General features: G+C 62.5%; 18 protein-coding genes and 1 rRNA gene. 7 read left to right on the top strand and 12 right to left on the bottom strand.

The window, feature by feature from the left end:
• From LMJ30_RS01340 to mltA, 6 genes are all read right to left on the bottom strand, one after another.
• A 16S ribosomal RNA gene (locus LMJ30_RS01340) occupies nt 1-89 on the bottom strand; the annotation flags it as partial.
• 420 nt (nt 90-509) lie between these two features.
• A complete protein-coding gene (locus tag LMJ30_RS01335; RefSeq protein ID WP_229430532.1) occupies nt 510-2,063 on the bottom strand; it encodes an ABC transporter permease in 1,554 nt (517 codons plus the stop codon).
• A gap of 1 nt (nt 2,064) precedes the next feature.
• Nucleotides 2,065-2,997 (bottom strand): ABC transporter ATP-binding protein, encoded by a 933-nt coding sequence (locus tag LMJ30_RS01330; protein ID WP_229430531.1) that lies wholly within the window; start codon nt 2,995-2,997, stop codon nt 2,065-2,067.
• A gap of 89 nt (nt 2,998-3,086) precedes the next feature.
• Nucleotides 3,087-3,797, bottom strand: coding sequence for a LuxR family transcriptional regulator (locus tag LMJ30_RS01325; protein WP_229430530.1), 711 nt, complete (start codon nt 3,795-3,797; stop codon nt 3,087-3,089).
• Between the two features lie 123 nt (nt 3,798-3,920).
• Nucleotides 3,921-4,697, bottom strand: a complete 777-nt coding sequence (locus LMJ30_RS01320; protein ID WP_229430529.1) for an enoyl-CoA hydratase — start codon at nt 4,695-4,697, stop codon at nt 3,921-3,923.
• Nucleotides 4,698-4,781: 84 nt separating this feature from the next.
• The gene (gene mltA / locus LMJ30_RS01315; protein ID WP_229430528.1) at nt 4,782-6,002 is read right to left on the bottom strand and encodes a murein transglycosylase A; all 1,221 of its coding nucleotides are present in this window, start codon (nt 6,000-6,002) and stop codon (nt 4,782-4,784) included.
• Between mltA and LMJ30_RS01310 the strand changes: the two genes are divergently transcribed.
• On the top strand, nt 5,899-6,171 hold the full coding sequence (locus LMJ30_RS01310) for a hypothetical protein (RefSeq protein WP_229430543.1): 273 nt from the start codon (nt 5,899-5,901) through the stop codon (nt 6,169-6,171). The genes mltA and LMJ30_RS01310 overlap by 104 nt on opposite strands.
• On the opposite strand, the gene apaG is transcribed toward LMJ30_RS01310, so the two are convergent.
• On the bottom strand, nt 6,172-6,546 hold the full coding sequence (gene apaG, locus LMJ30_RS01305; RefSeq protein ID WP_229430527.1) for a Co2+/Mg2+ efflux facilitator ApaG/CorD: 375 nt from the start codon (nt 6,544-6,546) through the stop codon (nt 6,172-6,174). It abuts the gene before it with no gap.
• Between the two features lie 167 nt (nt 6,547-6,713).
• Here apaG and rpe point away from each other — a divergent pair, with 167 nt between their 5' ends.
• From rpe to trpC, 6 genes are all read left to right on the top strand, one after another.
• Nucleotides 6,714-7,385, top strand: coding sequence for a ribulose-phosphate 3-epimerase (gene rpe / locus LMJ30_RS01300; protein WP_229430526.1), 672 nt, complete (start codon nt 6,714-6,716; stop codon nt 7,383-7,385).
• Entirely contained in the window at nt 7,385-8,083 is a 699-nt protein-coding gene (locus tag LMJ30_RS01295; protein WP_229430525.1) for a phosphoglycolate phosphatase, read from the top strand. The genes rpe and LMJ30_RS01295 overlap by 1 nt, the downstream gene beginning before the upstream one ends.
• Before the next feature lie 192 nt (nt 8,084-8,275).
• The gene (trpE, locus tag LMJ30_RS01290; protein WP_229430524.1) at nt 8,276-9,772 is read left to right on the top strand and encodes an anthranilate synthase component I; all 1,497 of its coding nucleotides are present in this window, start codon (nt 8,276-8,278) and stop codon (nt 9,770-9,772) included.
• Nucleotide 9,773: 1 nt separating this feature from the next.
• Nucleotides 9,774-10,346, top strand: a complete 573-nt coding sequence (locus tag LMJ30_RS01285) for an anthranilate synthase component II (RefSeq protein WP_229430523.1) — start codon at nt 9,774-9,776, stop codon at nt 10,344-10,346.
• A gap of 13 nt (nt 10,347-10,359) precedes the next feature.
• Nucleotides 10,360-11,394: an anthranilate phosphoribosyltransferase gene (trpD, locus tag LMJ30_RS01280; RefSeq protein ID WP_229430522.1), complete on the top strand. Its 1,035-nt coding sequence runs from the start codon at nt 10,360-10,362 to the stop codon at nt 11,392-11,394.
• Nucleotides 11,394-12,194 carry an indole-3-glycerol phosphate synthase TrpC gene (gene trpC, locus LMJ30_RS01275; protein ID WP_229430521.1) on the top strand — a complete coding sequence of 267 codons (801 nt, stop codon included), beginning with the start codon at nt 11,394-11,396 and terminating at the stop codon, nt 12,192-12,194. Before trpD ends, trpC begins: the two co-directional genes overlap by 1 nt.
• Nucleotides 12,195-12,290: 96 nt before the next feature.
• On the opposite strand, the gene LMJ30_RS01270 is transcribed toward trpC, so the two are convergent.
• From LMJ30_RS01270 to LMJ30_RS01250, 5 genes are all read right to left on the bottom strand, one after another.
• Nucleotides 12,291-14,108, bottom strand: coding sequence for a M61 family metallopeptidase (locus tag LMJ30_RS01270; protein ID WP_229430520.1), 1,818 nt, complete (start codon nt 14,106-14,108; stop codon nt 12,291-12,293).
• 36 nt (nt 14,109-14,144) lie between these two features.
• Nucleotides 14,145-14,732: a nucleotidyltransferase family protein gene (locus tag LMJ30_RS01265; RefSeq protein ID WP_229430519.1), complete on the bottom strand. Its 588-nt coding sequence runs from the start codon at nt 14,730-14,732 to the stop codon at nt 14,145-14,147.
• Nucleotides 14,733-14,738: 6 nt separating this feature from the next.
• Nucleotides 14,739-16,955, bottom strand: a complete 2,217-nt coding sequence (locus tag LMJ30_RS01260) for a xanthine dehydrogenase family protein molybdopterin-binding subunit (RefSeq protein WP_229430518.1) — start codon at nt 16,953-16,955, stop codon at nt 14,739-14,741.
• A 10-nt stretch (nt 16,956-16,965) separates the two neighbouring features.
• Nucleotides 16,966-17,424: a (2Fe-2S)-binding protein gene (locus LMJ30_RS01255; protein WP_229430517.1), complete on the bottom strand. Its 459-nt coding sequence runs from the start codon at nt 17,422-17,424 to the stop codon at nt 16,966-16,968.
• Nucleotides 17,425-17,505: 81 nt separating this feature from the next.
• A complete protein-coding gene (locus LMJ30_RS01250) occupies nt 17,506-18,228 on the bottom strand; it encodes a DsbC family protein (RefSeq protein WP_229430516.1) in 723 nt (240 codons plus the stop codon).
• Nucleotides 18,229-18,231 lie beyond the last annotated feature (3 nt).

Below are 18,231 nucleotides of genomic sequence, written 5' to 3'. Positions count from 1 at the left end.
CGCCAGGTTGCCCCGCGCTGCCGTTCGACTTGCATGTGTAAAGCATGCCGCCAGCGTTCAATCTGAGCCAGGATCAAACTCTTCAGTTTAATCTCTGTTTGTTGACATTTCTGTCACTCGCATTGCTGCGAGGTCGCTCACTCAAAATACTGACCGTTACTCATTGCTGAGCAACGTATTTCTTTTTTGTGAACATTTGATAATTTAAGTATTCAAGAACCGAAGTTCTTGGCACCTTCATCAAACGCCCACACTTATCGACTGTTAATTTTTAAAGAACTTTATTCGGTGCTACTTGCTGCTCATCGACAAAGCGTTGTGTTTGTCAGCAACAGAGAAGTGAGATTATGCAGTGTTTCGCGATGATCGTCAACTTCTTTTTTGCTACCGTCTCTTCAGAAGACGCCCGATGAATACTTCGCAACTACTTGATTTCGTGTGCAAAATCACCGGGAGGCGAACTATAGCAAACCTTGGCGCGGGCTTGCAAGTATTTTTAATCGGACTGCTTACCCCTGGCTAAGCCGCCTCCAACTCCACACGGCCAGAATCAAAGCCAGCGGCAACATAAGCCCGTGTACTACTGCCGTCCAACCTGGATTGACGCTCACATTCAACACTGCGACCTCGTTTAAAGCCAGGTACCCAAACACACAGGCCAACAATTCAAAGGTCCGGGAGTTTCCCGTCAGCGCGCCGAACGCCAGCGACCATGCGGGGATCGATGCGGCAACAATCACAATCGCGACAGCGACAACAGGCTCGGACACGCTGAAGCGCAGCACGGCAGGCAGGTTCACCAGCACTCCGAGGGCGGACAGGACGATCCATCGCGCCTGCAAGACCCGTTTGCCCGCCCCGCTAGCGCTAAAGACGATCGCGCCTGTACGAGTGCTGCGCTCCTGCAATGCGGCCTGCCCATACTTATCGAGCAGCAGCCCCCAGCTCACAACGACCGCCAGCGCCGCACCGGGCATCGGCGCAATCATCCCTGCACCGGAAGCAGCTAGTACAGCAAGCCACCACCAGCCAGCCCTCTGCCGCAGGGTCAGCTGAAGCTCGGCGGCAACGAGGGTGCCCAACTGCGTTTTCTGGAGCGGCGTCATCATCACTTCCAATAAACGCAGCCTGCGCCCGCTGCCGTTGGCGGAGTTAGTCCGTGTCTTTTCGCAGCTGGCCGCCGCTCGGTCAATCCACCGCGAGCTTAGCAGAACGCCACCGACGGCCAGAAGCAGCCATAGCATGCGGCCCAGTACCATCGTTCCATCCAGCCTCCACTCGTCCCACATGAAAGTGGCTCGTTGGTCTTTTTTAACACCGCAGACCACGCAGAAGCCATTCTTCATCTGCTCGTCTTTAAGCTGGGGCGCCACCTGGCGGGCTACCGAGTGCTGAAATGCCACCATGCCGCGCGGATCACCGAGCCAGGGCGCGCCCTCAGCCGGATTGACCGACTGGATCGCCGGCGCGGTTGCCGCCAGCGAGGCTACCCATAAAATAAAGAACAGCACATTGCCCGCAGTGCGCCGCAGCCAAGGGACCAGATCGAACACCAGCGCCAGCAAGGAAGTCAGTGCCAGGGAGGGAAGCGCCAGCAGCAGCGCCGGCTTGACCAGCTCGACCAGGTTCACATGCATGTTTTCCGCGCGCACCAGCTGCGCCACGACGCCCACGGCCAGCGCGCCGGCCATCACCAGCGACAGGACAGCCATATTGCTGCACCATTTGGCCAGCAGGTACGAGGAGCGGGTCAGCGGCGTCGCTACCAGGAGCTGCCATACGCGCGTCTCGAAGTCCCGCACCAGCGTCCCGCGCACAAGATAGAAGCCGATCAGCGACAACCATATCGCCAGCATGGCAACGACCATGCCGATCCACGCGCTGGAGTATTCGCCGCGCAGGTGCCCGTTGAGCGCCAGCACCATATAGTCCTTCTCCATGGTCGGAAAACTCCACCAGCTGGCAATGCACAGCAAGCCCTGGATCACCCAGAACCGCGCCGAGCGTATCCGTTCCAGCAAGTCGGCGCCGACGATGGCGCCAAATCGGCGCACGCTTTCCATATCAGTTCCCCTCGCTGTCGGCCAGCAAGGACACGTAAGCATCCTCCAGCGATGGCATCACCGCCTCCGCTCCCTGCCCCGGCGACACAGGCGACATCAGGCGCACGCGCACGCCATCGGCACGGCGCAGGCTGTTACTGACGTGATACGCGGCGCGCACCTCGTCCAGGCGCTCGGGCTGGACAGTCCAGTCCCACACCTTGCCATGAGCGCGGCCGAGCAACGCATCCGGGCTGCCGGAAAACACCAGCTTACCCTTGCGCATGACGGCCAGCGAGGTGGCGGACGCTTCCACATCCGACACGATATGCGTGCACAGGATCACCAGGCGCTGTCCGCCCAGTTCCGTCAGCAGATGCCTGAAGCGCAGCCGTTCGCCCGGGTCGAGGCCGACAGTCGGCTCGTCCGCGATCAGCAGCTGGGGGTCATTGAGCAAGGCCTGGGCGATGCCGACGCGCTGCCGCATGCCTCCGGAAAAGTCGCCCAGCCGCCGGTCGGCGTCCCCGGCCAGGCCTACCTGTTCGATGCACGCGTCAACGCGGTGGCGCGCAAGCTTCTGCGGCAGGCCCTTGACCGCGGCGAGGTAGCGCAGGAACTCGCGCGCGCTCAGGGCCGGATAAACCCCAAAGTCCTGCGGCAGGTAACCGAGCGACACGCGCAGCCCATCGGGATGGCGCGCAATATCAACGCCATTCCAGATAATGCGCCCTGCCGTTGGCCGGGTCAGCGTGGCCAGCATGCGCATCATGGTCGACTTGCCGGCGCCGTTGGGACCGAGCAGCCCCAGGATGCCGGGACCCAGTGACAGGCTGACGTCATCCACCGCCGCGTGTCCGCCCGGATAGCGGAAGCTTACCCCGTCGAGTCGAAGCAGGCCGCCCTGCGCCATATGCGTTGGCGGCGCGGCGTGAAAGGTTTGGTCGAATGGCGCCATTGTTGTCTCCTGATTTTAAATCCAGGCTGTATTAGACGGCAGGGGCGGCGCCGGCGGTACTGTCAACACTGACAGTCGGCGATGGGGAACTAGAGTAGCCGAAGCATGGCCGCCTTGATGACGGCGGCGGTCTTGTTGGTCGTGCCCAGCTTTGCGATGGCATTGTTAACGTGAAAATTTACCGTGCGCTCGGAAATATTCATGATTTCGCCAACCTCGCTGGACGTCTTGCCGTCCGCCGTCCAGCGCAGCACCTCGGTTTCGCGCGCGGTCAACGCAACCGGTTCATCGCTGCCACCCTTGGCCGACAAAAGCGAGGTCATCCGCTCGTGGGCAAGCTGCACCAGCCAGGCCATGCGCGGGGCGTTATGGCGCAGCTCCGCTTCGGACAGTGATTCTTCGGAACGGGCCAGCGACAGCAAGCCGGCCACGCCCCTGGCGTCGAAAGAAGACTGCGCCCAACCCACCCGCACGCCGTGCGAATTGGCGTCTTCCCAAAAATGCCGGCAGTCCTCGAACACCTTGTCGGACCACACCAGCGGCATGACCGACTTCATGCCATGCGCGACTGTCGGGTCGATGGACAAATAATTTTCGGCGACGTAACGCTCCTGCCACGCTGGCGCGTAGTTATTGAGCATGAAGGTTTTGGGATTGGAAAACGGCAGCGGCTTGCGCATGCCGTAAGCGCAATAGTCGAAGCCGAGCTCTTTGGCCGCCTTCGACAGGCTGGCAAAAAACTCTGCTTCTGTTTTGGCAGACAGGAAAGCGTGCAGGTGCGCGTCCTGCCAATCGATCATCTTGTAACCCACAACGCTCCTGGTCGCGTCAGTCGTATGCAAACACCATATTGACGCGACAGTAGCATGACGGTTACAGGCGGGCAAGTCAAAAAAGCAACTCGCCCGCTGCAGTGCGCTTGCTTACAGGCCGTCGAAGTTCGGCGTGCGCTTTTCGAGGAAGGCGTGCATGCCTTCTTTTTGGGCAGGGGTGCCGAAGCCGGCGTGGAAATAACGGCGCTCGTAGCGCACGCCTTCGGTCAGCGTGGTTTCAAATGCGCGGTTCACCGCGTCCTTGATCTGCATGGCAACCGACACCGGCATCGCCGCGATCTGGGTCGCAACGGCGATCGCTTCTTCGAGCAGTTTTTCGGTAGGCACAACGCGCGACACCAGGCCGGTACGTTCCGCTTCGGCCGCGTCGATCATGCGGGTGGTCAGCAGCATGTCCATCGCTTTCGACTTGCCGATGGTGCGCGGCAAACGCTGGGTGCCGCCGGCGCCCGGGGTGACGCCGACCTTGATCTCCGGCTGGCCGAACTTGGCATTCTCGGCCGCGATCAGGAAATCGCACATCATGGCCAGTTCACAGCCGCCGCCCAGCACGTAGCCAGCGCAGGCGCCGATGACAGGCTTGCGGATGTTCAGGATATGTTCCCAGTTGCGGCCGATGTAGTTGCCGCCGTGCGTATCCTGGTAGTTATAGTCGGCCATGGCCGCGATATCGGCGCCCGCGGCGAAAGCCTTCTCGCTGCCGGTCAGGACGATGCAATTGATGTTGCTGTCGGCGTCAAACTTGTACAGCGCGTCGCCCAGCTCGTTCATCATATTGTCGTTAAGCGCGTTCAACGCTTTTGGACGGTTCAGGCGAATGACGGCAACCTTGCCATGGGTTTCGATCAGCAAATCAGAGTACTGCATGGGACACCCCTTTATTAGAATGGTACGGAATTCGCGATTGTAGCGTCTGTTACCCGGTCCGGGAAACGCCCGGCGCAGACGCGCTTACTGGCCGACACGCTTGGGCATCAGCACCCACACCTGGCCGCGCTGCTTCATGCGCCCCGCCTTGTCCCCCGCTTCGCTGCCGAAGCCGTAGAAAAAGTCAGCCCGCACCGCACCGCGAATGGCGCCGCCGGTATCCTGCGCCATCATCAGGCGCTGCATCGGCACTTCGCTGGCGGCCTCGGTAGTGGACAGGAAGATCGGCGCACCAAGCGGAATGAACTTTGGATCGATCGCCACCGAGCGCGCCGGCGTCAGCGGCACGCCCAGCGCGCCCTTCGGCCCCACGCGCGGGTCAGGCAGGCGCTCCTCCTTGAAGAAGATATAGCTCGGGTTGGCGTTGAACAGCTCCTGGCGGCGGGTCGGGTTGGCTTCGATCCAGCCCTTGATGCCTTGCATCGTCGCCTGTTCGACGGTCAGCTCGCCCTGCTCCACCAGCCAGCGGCCAATCGCCTTGTACGGATGGCCGTTCTGGTCGGCGAAAGCAACGCGCACTGTCTCGCCGGTATCGGCCAGCTCGACCCGGCCTGAACCCTGCACCTCAAGGAAGAACGCATCGACCGGGTTGTCGACCCACAGCAGTTCCTTGCCGTTGGCGTCGGCTCGCTCGATCTCGGCGCGGGTGCCGTACGGGATGACTTTCTTGCCCACCAGGCGGCCGCGCAGGCGCATGCCCTTCAGGCTCGGGTAGACGCTGGCCAGGTCCACCGTCAGCAAATCATCCGGCACTCTGTATAAAGGCGTCTGGAATACGCCGCCGCGTTTGCGGGCGCCACGCAGCAAGGGCTCGTAGTAGCCGGTGATCAGGCCGGTGTCCGACCCGTCTTCGGCGCGGATCAGGTTCGGTACGAAGTAGTTCTCGAAGAAGGCGCGAACGGCGGCGCCATCATTGGCATCGATGACCCGCGCGGCGTTGCACGCCTCGGTCCAGTCGACCCTGCGCACCAGCACGATGCACGAATTCATGAACGACGGCCATGCTTCGCGCACTTCGTCTCGGTCCCAGCCTGGCAAGGCGCTGAACGTGGTCGGCGTCATCAACGGCGCTGGCTCCGGCTTGGGAGGCGGAACCGGCACTGGCTCAGGGGGCGGAACCACTTTGACCGGCGGCGGCATAATGATGGGCGGCGCCGGCTGGGGCGGCGGCGTGGTCGTGCAGGCAGTCAAGGTCAATGCGACGACTCCCAGCGAAACGAGTAAACTGCGGCGTGTAGATAACATAAGGAATGATATGTGGTTGCTGATGATTGAAGCGGGTATCGCGCTGTTCTTACTGCTGTTTATCGTATGGTGGACCATGTTTTCTGGCCCCAAGCCTACCGATGACCAGCAAGCCGATACGCCGAACGTGCCCGCCGATGACAAAGCGCCGGGCGAGCAGGACCGCTGATCAGTGCAAAGTGCGCGGCAGCGACAGCACAAACTCGGGAATCTTTACCTCGAACTGATGGCCGTCCTCCGCAACGCAGAAGTATTCGCCGAACATGGACCCCTGCTGCGTCGCCAGCTGGGTGCCGCTGGTGTATTCGAACTGCTCGCCGGGCTTGAGCAGCGGCTGGTGGCCGACAACGCCCAGTCCGCGCACTTCCTGCACCTGGTTATTAGCGTCGGTAATGACCCAGTGGCGTGAAATCAGCTGCGCCGGCACGGTGCCGGTGTTCTTGATGGTGATCGAGTACGTGAAAAAATAATTGGTGCGGCTTGGATCGGACTGCTCCGGCAGGTATTGGGTCCTGACGGTTACAGCGAAGTCATAAACGGCCATCGGTGCCCCTCGCGTAATGCTGTTTGTGTTGCTCTTGTGAACTAAAGGTGCCCGCAGGGCGGGTGTTCCGTCCATGATACAACGGGCCGCAAAATATAGGCGTGGCGCAAGGGCCGGTGGCGAACAGCGTAAAATAGCGCATCTTTAATCCAATGCAAGACCACGTCATGACCACTTTCCGCATCGCTCCCAGCATTTTGTCCGCCGACTTCGCCCGCCTTGGCGAGGAAGTCCGCAATGTCGTCGCAGCCGGCGCCGACATCATCCATTTCGACGTGATGGACAATCATTATGTTCCCAACCTGACGATTGGGCCGCTGGTATGCCAGGCGATCCGCCCGCACGTGCAAGTGCCGATCGACGTGCACCTGATGGTCAAGCCGGTCGACCGCATCATCCCCGACTTCGCCAAGGCAGGCGCCAACATCATCACCTTCCACCCTGAAGCGTCCGAGCACATCGACCGCACACTGCAGCTCATCCGCGACAACGGCTGCAAGGCCGGCCTGGTGTTCAACCCGGGCACGCCGATGCACTACCTCGACCACGTGATGGACAAGATCGACATGATCCTGATCATGTCGGTGAACCCGGGCTTCGGCGGCCAGTCGTTCATTCCTGAAGCGCTCAACAAGATCGCCTACGCGCGCAAGAAGATCGACGAATCCGGCCGCGACATCATGCTGGAAGTCGATGGCGGCATCAAGATCGACAACATCGCCGCCGCCGCAGCCGCTGGCGCGGACACCTTTGTGGCCGGCTCGGCCATCTTCGGCCAGCCAGACTACAAGGGTGTCATCGACGCGATGCGCGAACAGCTGGCCACCACCGGCAAATAATGAAGGCCGGCGCTTCCCCGATCCGCGCGGCGATCATCGACCTGGACGGCACGATGCTCGACACGATTCCTGACTTCCACGTCGCGATCAACCGCATGCGTGCGGAGTTCGACCTGGCCGCCATCACGCAGGAAGCCATTGCGCTGATGGTCGGCAAAGGCTCCGAGAACCTGATCCGCAGCGTGCTGGCGCAGGACTACGACGCCGCCGGCGTCGAGCACCGCATCGGGGAGGCGCTCGATTCCTACCAGCGCCACTACCTGGATATCAACGGCCAGCACAGCACGCCCTACATCGACGTCGAAGCGGGCCTCAAAGCCATGCGAGCGCAGGGCCTGCGCCTTGCGTGCGTGACCAACAAGCCGGTGGCGTTCGCGCTGCCGCTGCTGGCGCAGAAGGGCCTGGCGCCCTACTTCGAGATCGTCTACGGCGGCGACTCCTTCCCACGCAAGAAGCCTGACCCGATGCCGCTGCTGCAGGTGTGCAGCGACTTTGGCCTGAAACCGCATGAGGTGGTGGCCATCGGCGACTCATCCAACGACGCCGAAGCGGCGCGCGCGGCCGGCTGCTACGTGCTGACTGTGCCATATGGTTATAACCACGGACAGTCTATACACGAAACGGATTCCGATGGTATAGTTGAATCGTTGCTTCAAGCAGCAACCCTGATTCAAACGCATAACCACAGCGCACACTGAACAAAAATCGCATGTTTTTCATCAAAAAACACAATGTCACGCAAGCCGGCTCGATTGAGGCCTGGCTTTGGCGACGCTGGCAATCCTGGGCTAAGTAACCCGTACTGATTGCTGTCGCCTGCACCTGCACGTCGACAGGTTTTTTGAAACCCACCGCCATCCCCAACTATGCCTGGCGGCCCGGAGAAAAGCATGACCGAACTCGAATTCCAATCGCTGGCCGCTGAAGGCTACAACCGTATTCCACTGATCGCGGAAGCCTTCGCCGATCTCGAAACGCCGCTCACGCTCTACCTCAAGCTGGCCCAGACGCAGAACGCGGGCAAGAACACCTTCCTGCTCGAATCGGTGGTCGGCGGCGAACGCTTCGGCCGCTACTCCTTCATCGGCCTGCCTGCGACCACCGTACTGCGTACCTTTGGCAGCCGCACCGAGATCGTCAAGAACGGCAGCGTCATCGAAACCCACGACGGCAATCCGCTCGACTTCATCGAACAGTACCAGGCGCGCTTTAAAGTCGCGCTGCGCCCAGGCATGCCGCGCTTCTGCGGCGGCCTGGCCGGCTACTTCGGCTACGACACGGTGCGCCACATCGAACGCAAGCTCGCCGAGGGCGCGCCGAAGGACGACCTGGGCCTGCCGGACATCCAGCTGATGGTGACCGAGGAACTGGCGGTCATCGACAACCTGTCCGGCAAGCTGTACCTGATCGTCTACGCCGACACCACCCAGCCAGAGTCGTTCTCGAAGGCGCGCCAGCGCCTCAAGGACCTGCGCATGATGCTGCGCCGTGGCGTGGGCGCGCCGGTGACATCGAGCTCGGTACGCACCGAAGCGATCCGCGACTTCAGCAAGGAAGACTACCTGAAGGCGGTCGCCCGCGCGCACGAGTATGTGATGGCCGGCGACCTGATGCAGGTGCAGATCGGCCAGCGCATCCGCAAGCCCTACGTCGACAATCCGCTGACCCTGTACCGCGCGCTGCGCTCGCTGAACCCGTCGCCGTATATGTATTACTACAACTTCGGCGACATGCAGATCGTCGGCGCCTCGCCGGAGATTTTGGTCCGCAACGAGACCCTGCCTGACGGCGGCCGCAAAGTCACGCTGCGCCCGATCGCAGGCACACGCCCGCGTGGCGCGACACCGGAACGCGATGCCCAGCTGGCCGAAGAACTGCTGGCCGACCCGAAGGAAATCGCCGAACACGTGATGCTGATCGACCTGGCCCGCAATGACCTGGGCCGCATCTCGGAGATCGGCAGCGTGGCTGTCACCGACCGCATGGTGATCGAAAAATACTCGCATGTGCAGCACATCGTCTCGAACGTCGAAGGCAAGCTGAAAAAAGGCATGTCGAACCTCGACGTGCTGCGCGCGACCTTCCCGGCCGGGACCCTGACCGGCGCGCCGAAAGTGCGCGCGATGGAGGTCATCGACGAGCTGGAGCCGACCAAGCGTGGCATCTACGGCGGCGCCTGCGGCTACCTGTCGTTCGGCGGCGAGATGGACGTGGCCATTGCGATCCGCACCGGCGTGGTCAAGGACGGCATGCTGTACGTGCAGGCAGCGGCAGGCATCGTGGCCGACTCGATCCCCGAGATGGAATGGCAGGAAACCGAAAATAAGGCGCGCGCCGTGCTGCGCGCGGCAGAACAGGTGCAAGACGGCCTGGATGGGGAGCTCTGACATGCTGCTGATGCTCGATAACTACGACTCGTTCACCTACAACCTGGTGCAGTACTTCGGTGAGCTGGGCGAGGAAGTGCACACCGTGCGCAACGACGAAATCACGATCGAAGAGATCGAGGCGATGAATCCCGACCGCATCTGCATCTCGCCAGGGCCTAAAACCCCTGCCGAAGCAGGCATCTCGATTGCGATCCTCGAACACTTCAAGGGCAAGCTGCCGATCCTTGGCGTCTGCCTCGGCCACCAGGCCATGGGCGCCGCTTTTGGCGGCAAGGTTATCCGCGCCAAGCAGGTCATGCACGGCAAGACCTCGCTGATCGCCCACACCGGCGAAGGCATGTTCAAAGGCATTCCAAGCCCGTTCACCGTGATCCGCTACCACTCGCTGGCGATCGAACGCTCGTCGCTGCCAGCCTGCCTGGAGGTCACCGCGTGGACTGACGACGGCGAAATCATGGGCGTGCGCCACAAGGAATACGACATCGAGGGCGTGCAGTTCCACCCCGAGTCGATCCTGTCGGAACACGGCCACGCACTGCTGAAGAACTTCCTCGAGCGCACAGCGCGATAACCCAGGAGCCACCATGCCTATCACCCCACAAGAAGCCCTGCTGCGCTGTATCGACCACCGCGAAATTTTCCACGACGAGATGCTGCACCTGTTCCGCCAGATCATGTCCGGCGAAATGTCGCCGACGATGGTTGCGGCACTGACCATGGGCCTGCGCGTCAAAAAGGAAACCATCGGCGAGATCGCCGCCGCGGCGCAAGTGATGCGCGAGTTCTCGACCAAGGTGCCGATGGCCGACACCACCAACCTGCTCGACATCGTCGGCACGGGCGGCGACGGCGCGCACACCTTCAATATCTCCACCGCGTCGATGTTTGTCGCCGCCGCCGCTGGCGCGCGCGTTGCAAAACATGGCGGACGCAGCGTGTCCTCCTCGTCCGGCAGCGCCGACGTGATCGAAGCGCTGGGCGCCAACATCAACCTCAAGCCAGAGCAGATCGCGCAGTCGATCGCGCAGACCGGCATCGGCTTCATGTTCGCGCCGAACCACCACGCAGCGATGAAGCATGCAGCGCCGGTGCGCAAAGAGCTGGGCGTGCGCACCATCTTCAACATCCTCGGGCCGCTGACCAATCCGGCCGGCGCACCGAACATCCTGATGGGTGTTTTCCACCCCGACCTCGTCGGCATCCAGGTGCGCGTCCTGCAGCGCCTCGGCGCGCAGCACGCGGTCGTGGTCTGGGGCCGCGACAACATGGACGAAGTATCGCTGGGCGCCGCGACGATGGTCGGTGAACTGGTCAACGGCGAAATCCGTGAATACGAAATCCACCCTGAAGACTTCGGCATGCAGATGATCGCGAGCCGCAACCTGAAGGTAGCCAATTCGGCCGAATCGATGGCGAAAATGATGGAGGCGCTGAACGGCGAGCCGGGCGCGCCATACGACATCGTCTGCCTGAACGCGGCGACTGCGCTGTACGCCGCCGGCGTGGCATCCTCGATCGAAGACGGCCTGGCCAAGGCGCGCGCAGCAATCAACTCGGGCGCGGCGACTGCCAAGCTCCAGCAGTTTGTACAAGTTACCCAGCAACTCGGAGCGGGATAATGTCCGACATCCTCAATAAAATCCTCGCCGTCAAAGCTGACGAAGTCGCCGCCGCAAAAAAGCACCGTGACCTGGCCAGCCTGCGCCGCGAAGTCGAGGCAGACGACGAGGGCCGGCGTGGCCTGCGCGGCTTCGAGGCCAGCCTGCGCAAGCAGATCGCCGCGGGCAATGCCGGTGTGATCGCGGAGGTTAAAAAGGCCTCGCCGTCGAAAGGCGTGCTGCGCGCGGACTTCCGTCCGGCTAATATCGCCGAGAGCTACGCGCGCCACGGCGCCGCGTGCCTGTCCGTGCTAACGGACGTGAATTTTTTCCAGGGCTCGGTCGAGTACCTGAAGCAGGCCCGCGGGGCTGTCGACATTCCGGTGCTGCGCAAGGACTTCCTGGTCGACCTGTACCAGGTCTACGAAGCGCGAGCGATGGGGGCCGATGCGATTTTGCTGATCGTCTCGGCGCTCGACCATGGGCTGATGGCGGAGATGGAAGCCTGCGCGCTCGAACTGGGACTGGATGTGCTGGTGGAGGTGCATGACGGCGATGAGCTGACCGCGGCGCTCAAGCTGCGCACGCCGCTGGTAGGCATCAACAACCGCAACTTGCGCACCTTCGAAACGTCGCTGGACACCACCATCGGCCTGCTGCCGCGCATTCCGGGCGATAAGCTGGTGGTGACCGAATCGGGGATCATGGTGCCCGATGATGTGAAGCGCATGCGTGACGCGAATGTGCATGCGTTCCTGGTTGGCGAAGCGTTTATGCGCGCGCCTGACCCAGGCGTTGAACTGGAGCGCCTGTTCGGATAAAAAACGGCGGATGCGGCCTTCGGCCTTATCCGCCCTACAAGTAAGCAACCACGTAGGGCGGATAAGCGCGAAGCGCGCATCCGCCGATTTAAAAGCTCAACGCGCCGCGCTTGGCCGCATCAAACCCTTCACCTTTTTCTCCGGCGCCGCCAGCGTCACCGTCGGTACCCGGTCACCCTGCAGCACCACATCGAACGTCATCAGCTCATCGCGCCTGAACGCGTGCACCGTCACCGTATCGCCAACCTTGAAGCGCGACAGCAGCCCGTCCAGGTTGTTCGGATTACCCGCCACCCGCAGCCCATCCACCGCCACCAGCAGGTCACCCGCCGACAAGCCCGCCGCATGCGCAGCGCCGCCCTCGTGCACCTGGCTCAATTTGCAGTCCGCGCCTTCGCGCCCGATGCTCGCGTCGAGTGAGGGCTTGGCGTTCTTCCGCTCGTCCGTCAGCTTCACGCCAAATGGCGCATACAGTTTCGCCAACGGCAGGTCTTCGGTGCCGCGTACATAGCGCTCGAACATCGGTTTGAGTTTCAGCCCGCTGACTTCATCGAACAGCGCCTCGACTTCCGCCTCGGTGACGCCGCGCCCCACGCTCGGATAGAAGTCATGCCCGAAGCGCTGCCACAGCGCCAGCATGATGTCGTCGAGCGATTTGCGGCCTTCCGTCTTCGCGCGGATCGTCAGGTCGAACGCCAGCGCGATCAGCGAGCCTTTGCCGTAATAGCTGACGATCGCGTTCGGCGCGTTTTCGTCCTGCCGGTAGTATTTGCTCCACGCGTCAAAGCTCGAATCGGCCACGCTCTGCTTGGTGCGGCCGCTGCCGCGCAGCACGCCGCCAATCGATTTGCCCAGCAGCTTGAGGTAGACCGCTTCGGTAATCAGGCCGCTGCGAAGCAGCAGCAGGTCGTCGTAATAGCTGGTGAAGCCTTCGAACAGCCAGAGCAGCGGCGTGTAGGTTTCGGCTTGCAGGTCATATGGGGCAAAGGCCGCAGGCTTGATGCGCTTGACGTTCCAGGTGTGGAAGTACTCGTGGCTGCACAGCCCGAGGAACTTGACGTATCCGTCGCCCGGCTCGGAAAACTTGGGCGCGTTGGTACTCGGCAGGTCGTTGCGGTTGCAGATAAGCGCGGTGGAAGCGCGGTGCTCAAGCCCGCCGTAGCCGTCGCCCACTGCCATCGTCAGGAACACGTAACGGTCCATCGGCGCGCGCTTGGTGCGCGGCTCAAAGAACGCGACCTGGGTTTCGCACAGCGTTTTCAGGTCCGACTGCAGGCGAGCCATGTCCAGGTTGGGAACGCGGCCGGTGATGACGATGTCATGCGGGACGCCGTGCGCCTTGAAAGTGCCAAGCGCGAAGTCGCCCATCTCGACCGGGTGGTCGATCAGCTCATCGTAGTTCGATGCCACATACGTACCAAAGCCATAGCGCCTGGCGCCAAGCTCTGCCATCGCCGTCGCGACGCGCCACGTGGTGGCGGCAGGGTCGAGCGGGCGCTGGATATCGACTTCATGCGCCAGGTCCTCTTGGCCCGCCACGCGCAGGAATACGCTGGTGCCGTTGAAGAAGCCGTGGGTCTGGTCCAGGTGGGCGGCGCGCACCGACAGGTCCCATGCATATACTTCATACAGCAAGGTCAGCGGCCCGGCCACGGGCGCCGCGCGCCAGGTGTGCTTGTCCACCTTGGTCAGGGCAACCGACTTGCCGTTCGATTCGGCGCGGATCTGGACGATATTGCGGGCGAACTCGCGGATCATGTAACTGCCGGGGATCCATGCGGGCAGCGCGAACTCCTGACCGTCCGGCGCAGGCGCCGCCACTGTGACGGTGACGTCGAACAGGTGGCCCGCGAGGTTCTTTGGAATGATGGTGTACTGGATGGCTGGCGTCTTTTTCGCCGATGTCTTTTTCATACTTATCCTGTAGGTCGTCACGCTTGACGGCATAGTTTAGCCTGAAACACCCCGGGTACTGAGGTCGGCGGCGGTGTCGATGTCCTGGAATATGCCTGGATCGTCGACCTCGACCTCACGCACAGGATTCGCCTTGACGATATTGCGGGCGCCCTGGTCGCCACCCGCCGCCAGCAGTCCCGCCAGATGCTGGCGGCCGAAGGCAACCGGGTTGCCGCGCCGTCCCTGCATTACCGGTACCGCGATGCCGCTACCCTCTTCCACCGCATTCGCGAGCGCGGCGATGGTCGACGGCTGCACATGGGGCATGTCGCCCAGGGCGATCAGCCATCCGCCTGCCTGGCCAGACTGGCCGATGGCATGCGCCAGCGAGGCGCCCATGCCATCGTCGGCGCGGGCACACACCGTCACGTCGCAGCCGAGGTCGCGCAGCAGGGCTGCAACCTCCCCGCCCTGCGGCCCGACCACGGCAACCACCTTGGGCAGCGCAGCAAGCATGGCCTTCGCGCTCGACGCGACGACCGTTGCGCCGCCGGGCAAGCACTGCAACAGCTTGTTCCGTCCACCGGACGGATCAAAGCGCCGCCCCCTGCCGGCGGCAAGAAGGATGCCGACAATGGCCATGGCGCCTTACGCCGACTTCAGGTCGAACGGCAGCTTGCGCAAGCGTTTGCCGGTAAGCCGGAACACGGCATTCGCAAACGCCGGCGCCAGCGGCGGGAGGCCCGGCTCGCCAATCCCGGTCGGCGGATCGGACGACGGAACGATGTGCACGTCGACCTGCGGCATGTCGTTCATGCGCGCGACCGTGTAGTCGCCAAAGTTCTGCTGCTCGACGACGCCGTCTTTCAGCGTAATCGCGGCGCCCGGCAACGTGGTTCCAAGCGCCATCAACGCCGCGCCCTGCACCTGCGCTTCAATCGTCAGCGGATTGACGGCGAGGTTACAGTGCACGCCGGCGGTCACCTTGTGCAGCTTCGGCACGCCTTTTGTCACCGAAGCTTCGACGACATACGCCACCACCGAGTTGAACGACTCGTGCACCGCCACGCCCCATGCGCGCCCCTTCGGCAGCTTCTTTTTACCGTAACCCGACTTGGCCACTGCCAGGTCGAGCGCCGCGAGGTGGCGCTTATGCTTCTCGCCGATCAACTTGCGGCGGTACGCGACCGGATCGGCGCCCGCGATGTGCGCGGCTTCGTCGATCAGCGTTTCCATCACGAAGGCGGTGTGGGTCGAACCCACCGAACGCCACCACAGCACCGGCACATTCACTTTCGGCGAATGGACCGACAGGTTGAGCGGCACATCGTATGGCGCCCCCATGCCCTCCACGGTGGTGGCGTCGACGCCGTTCTTGACCATGAAGGCTTCGAACATCGTGCCGGACGTGATCGACTGGCCGACGATCGTATGGTCCCAGGCGACGATGTTGCCCTTCGCGTCCAGGCCGATGTCGGCGCGGTGTACGTACGACGGGCGGTAGTATCCGCCCCGGACGTCATCCTCGCGGCTCCACACCACCTTTACCGGCCCGCCCTTGCCCGTAGCATTCCAGGCCTTGGCCACATGGACCGCTTCGACGATGTAGTCGGAAGTAGGCACCGCCCTGCGGCCGAAACCGCCGCCCGCCATCATCGTGTTGAGGGTCACCTGTTCCGGCTTGAGGCCGGAGGTTTTGGCGATGGCCGCGTGGTCGGTGGTCTGGAACTGCGAACCCGCCCACACGGTGCAACTGTCCGCCTTCAGGTCGACCACGCAGTTGAGCGGCTCCATTGGCGTATGCGCGAGATACGGGAATTCGTATTGGGCCGATATCTTCTTTGGCGCGGTGCGCAGGGCCGAAATGTCAGCCTTCATCGCAACCGCGCCCGGCGTCTTGGCCAGTGCGGCAAATTCCGCCAGCTGCTTGTCGCTGCTGACCTTCTCGACGCTGGCGGTATCCCACTCGATGGCCAGCGCTTCGCGGCCCTGCTTCGCAGGCCAATAGCCGGTGGCGACAACCGCTACGCCGCTGCCCCCACGGTCGGCCGGGACTTCGAACACGGCGAGCACGCCCTTGATGGTTTTCGCCTTGGTCGCGTCAAACTTCGCCACCCTGGCGCCAAATACCGGCGGATGCGCAATCAGCGCAACCTTCGCGTCCGGCAGGGTGAAGTCAATGCCGAATTGCTGCGTGCCGTCGGACTTGGCGCGCGCGTCGAGCCGCTTGGCGGGTTTGCCGATGAAGCGGAAGTCCTTCGGGTCCTTGAGCGTGACGGTTGTTGGCACCGGCAGCTTCATCGCCGCATCCGCAAGCGAACCGTAATCCGCCTTCTGGCCCGCAGGCCCGATGACGAAGCCATTCCCGGTGCGGCACTGCTCCGGCTTGACGTTCCACTGCTGCGCGGCGGCCTGGACCAGCATCGCGCGCGCTTTTGCGCCGATTTCGCGGTACTGCATGAACGAGTGGGCGACGCTACCCGAGCCGCCAGTCATCTGCATGCCGAACGCGGGGTCCTTGAAGGCGTCGCCGGCCGGGGCCAGCGCCCCGCGTACCTGCGACCAGTCGGCATCCAGTTCTTCGGCAATCAGCATCGGCAGCGCAGTGTGCACGCCCTGTCCGAATTCGAGGCGGTTGACCATGACAGTCACCGTATTGTCCGGCGCGATGCGCAGGAAGGCGTTGGGTGCGAATACCGGTTTCGGTGCGCCGGCGGCCTGCGCGATCTTGTTCGCGCCTGGCAGGAAGAAGCCCAGCACCAGGCCACCGGTAGCAAGCGTGCCGGCCTTGATGAAGCTGCGGCGCGACATGCCGCCTTGCTCAGGTCGCGCGAGCGCGGCCTGGTCGATCCATTCTTTACGCATGGTGCTCTCCTCAGGCCAGGGTTTTCGCGGCGTCCTTGATGGCGGCGCGGATGCGTTGATAGGTGCCGCAGCGGCAGATGTTTCCGCTCATGGCGGAATCGATGTCGGCGTCGCTCGGCGCCTTGTTCGTGCGCAGCAGCGCGGTCGCGCTCATCACCTGGCCGCTCTGGCAGTAGCCGCACTGCGGCACGTCGTGGCGTACCCACGCATCCTGCACTGCCTTGCCGACCTTGTCGGCTTCCATCGCTTCGATGGTGGTGATCTTCTGGCCCACGGCCGCCGCGATCGGGGTGACGCACGAGCGCACCGGCGCGCCATTCAGGTGCACGGTGCACGCGCCACACAGGGCCGCACCGCAGCCGAACTTCGTGCCGGTCATGTTGAGGTTATCGCGCAGCGCCCACAGTACCGGCGTCGAGTCGTCGGCGTCGACCTGCATGTCGCGCCCGTTGATATTTAGTGTGACCATGCCCTGCTCCCGTTTGGACTGATATTTTTTTGTATTTGGTACCGCAGATGTGAAACGCGGGCCCAAAGGCCCGCGTACAATTTATTTGATTGAAGCGAACTTCGCTTCGAGCACCTTCAAATCCACAGCGCCCGGAATCCGTGTGCCGTCGGTGAAGAAGATGGCCGGCGTGCCCTCAATGCGCATCTTGCGGCCCAGCGCGAAGATCTTGTCATGCGGGTCGGTGCACTTGGCCGGCGCGGCGGCGGCGACTTTACCGTTGAGCATCCACTCGTCCCATGCCTTGTTGCGGTCAGCCGAGCACCAGATGTTGCGCGACTTGGCGATTGAGTCTTCCGACAAGATGTTGTACATGAAGGTGTAGACGGTGACGTTATCGACTTCCTTCAACGTGGTCTGGCGGAAGCGCTTGCAGTAGCCGCAGTTAGGATCTTCGAAGATCGCCATCACACGCTTGCCATTCCCCTTGACCATCTTGAGCGCCGATTCAAACGGCAGGTCGGCGAAATTGATCTTGTTGATCTCGTCGAGGCGCGCCTTGGTCAGGTTCTCCGAGGTCTTTGCGTTGAACACCTGGCCGATGAACAGGTATTCGCCTTTCTTGTCCGTGTAGATGACATCGCCGCCGGCGCGGATTTCGTACAGCCCGGAATAAGGCGTGGCCTTGACCGAATCAATCTTGACGCCTCCACCGAGGCGCGGCTCGATCACTTTCTTGATGTTTGCTTCCACTGGCGTCTGGGCATTGCCGCATCCAGCGGCCAGCGCGGTCAACATCAACAGTGCGAGTTTACTTTTTACCATGAC

Origin of the sequence: Massilia agrisoli (genome assembly GCF_020831365.1) — a bacterium.
GTDB lineage: Bacteria > Pseudomonadota > Gammaproteobacteria > Burkholderiales > Burkholderiaceae_D > Telluria_A > Telluria_A agrisoli.
The sequence above is the reverse complement of the archived record's forward strand: the minus strand, read 5'-3'. Positions and strand labels throughout refer to the sequence as shown.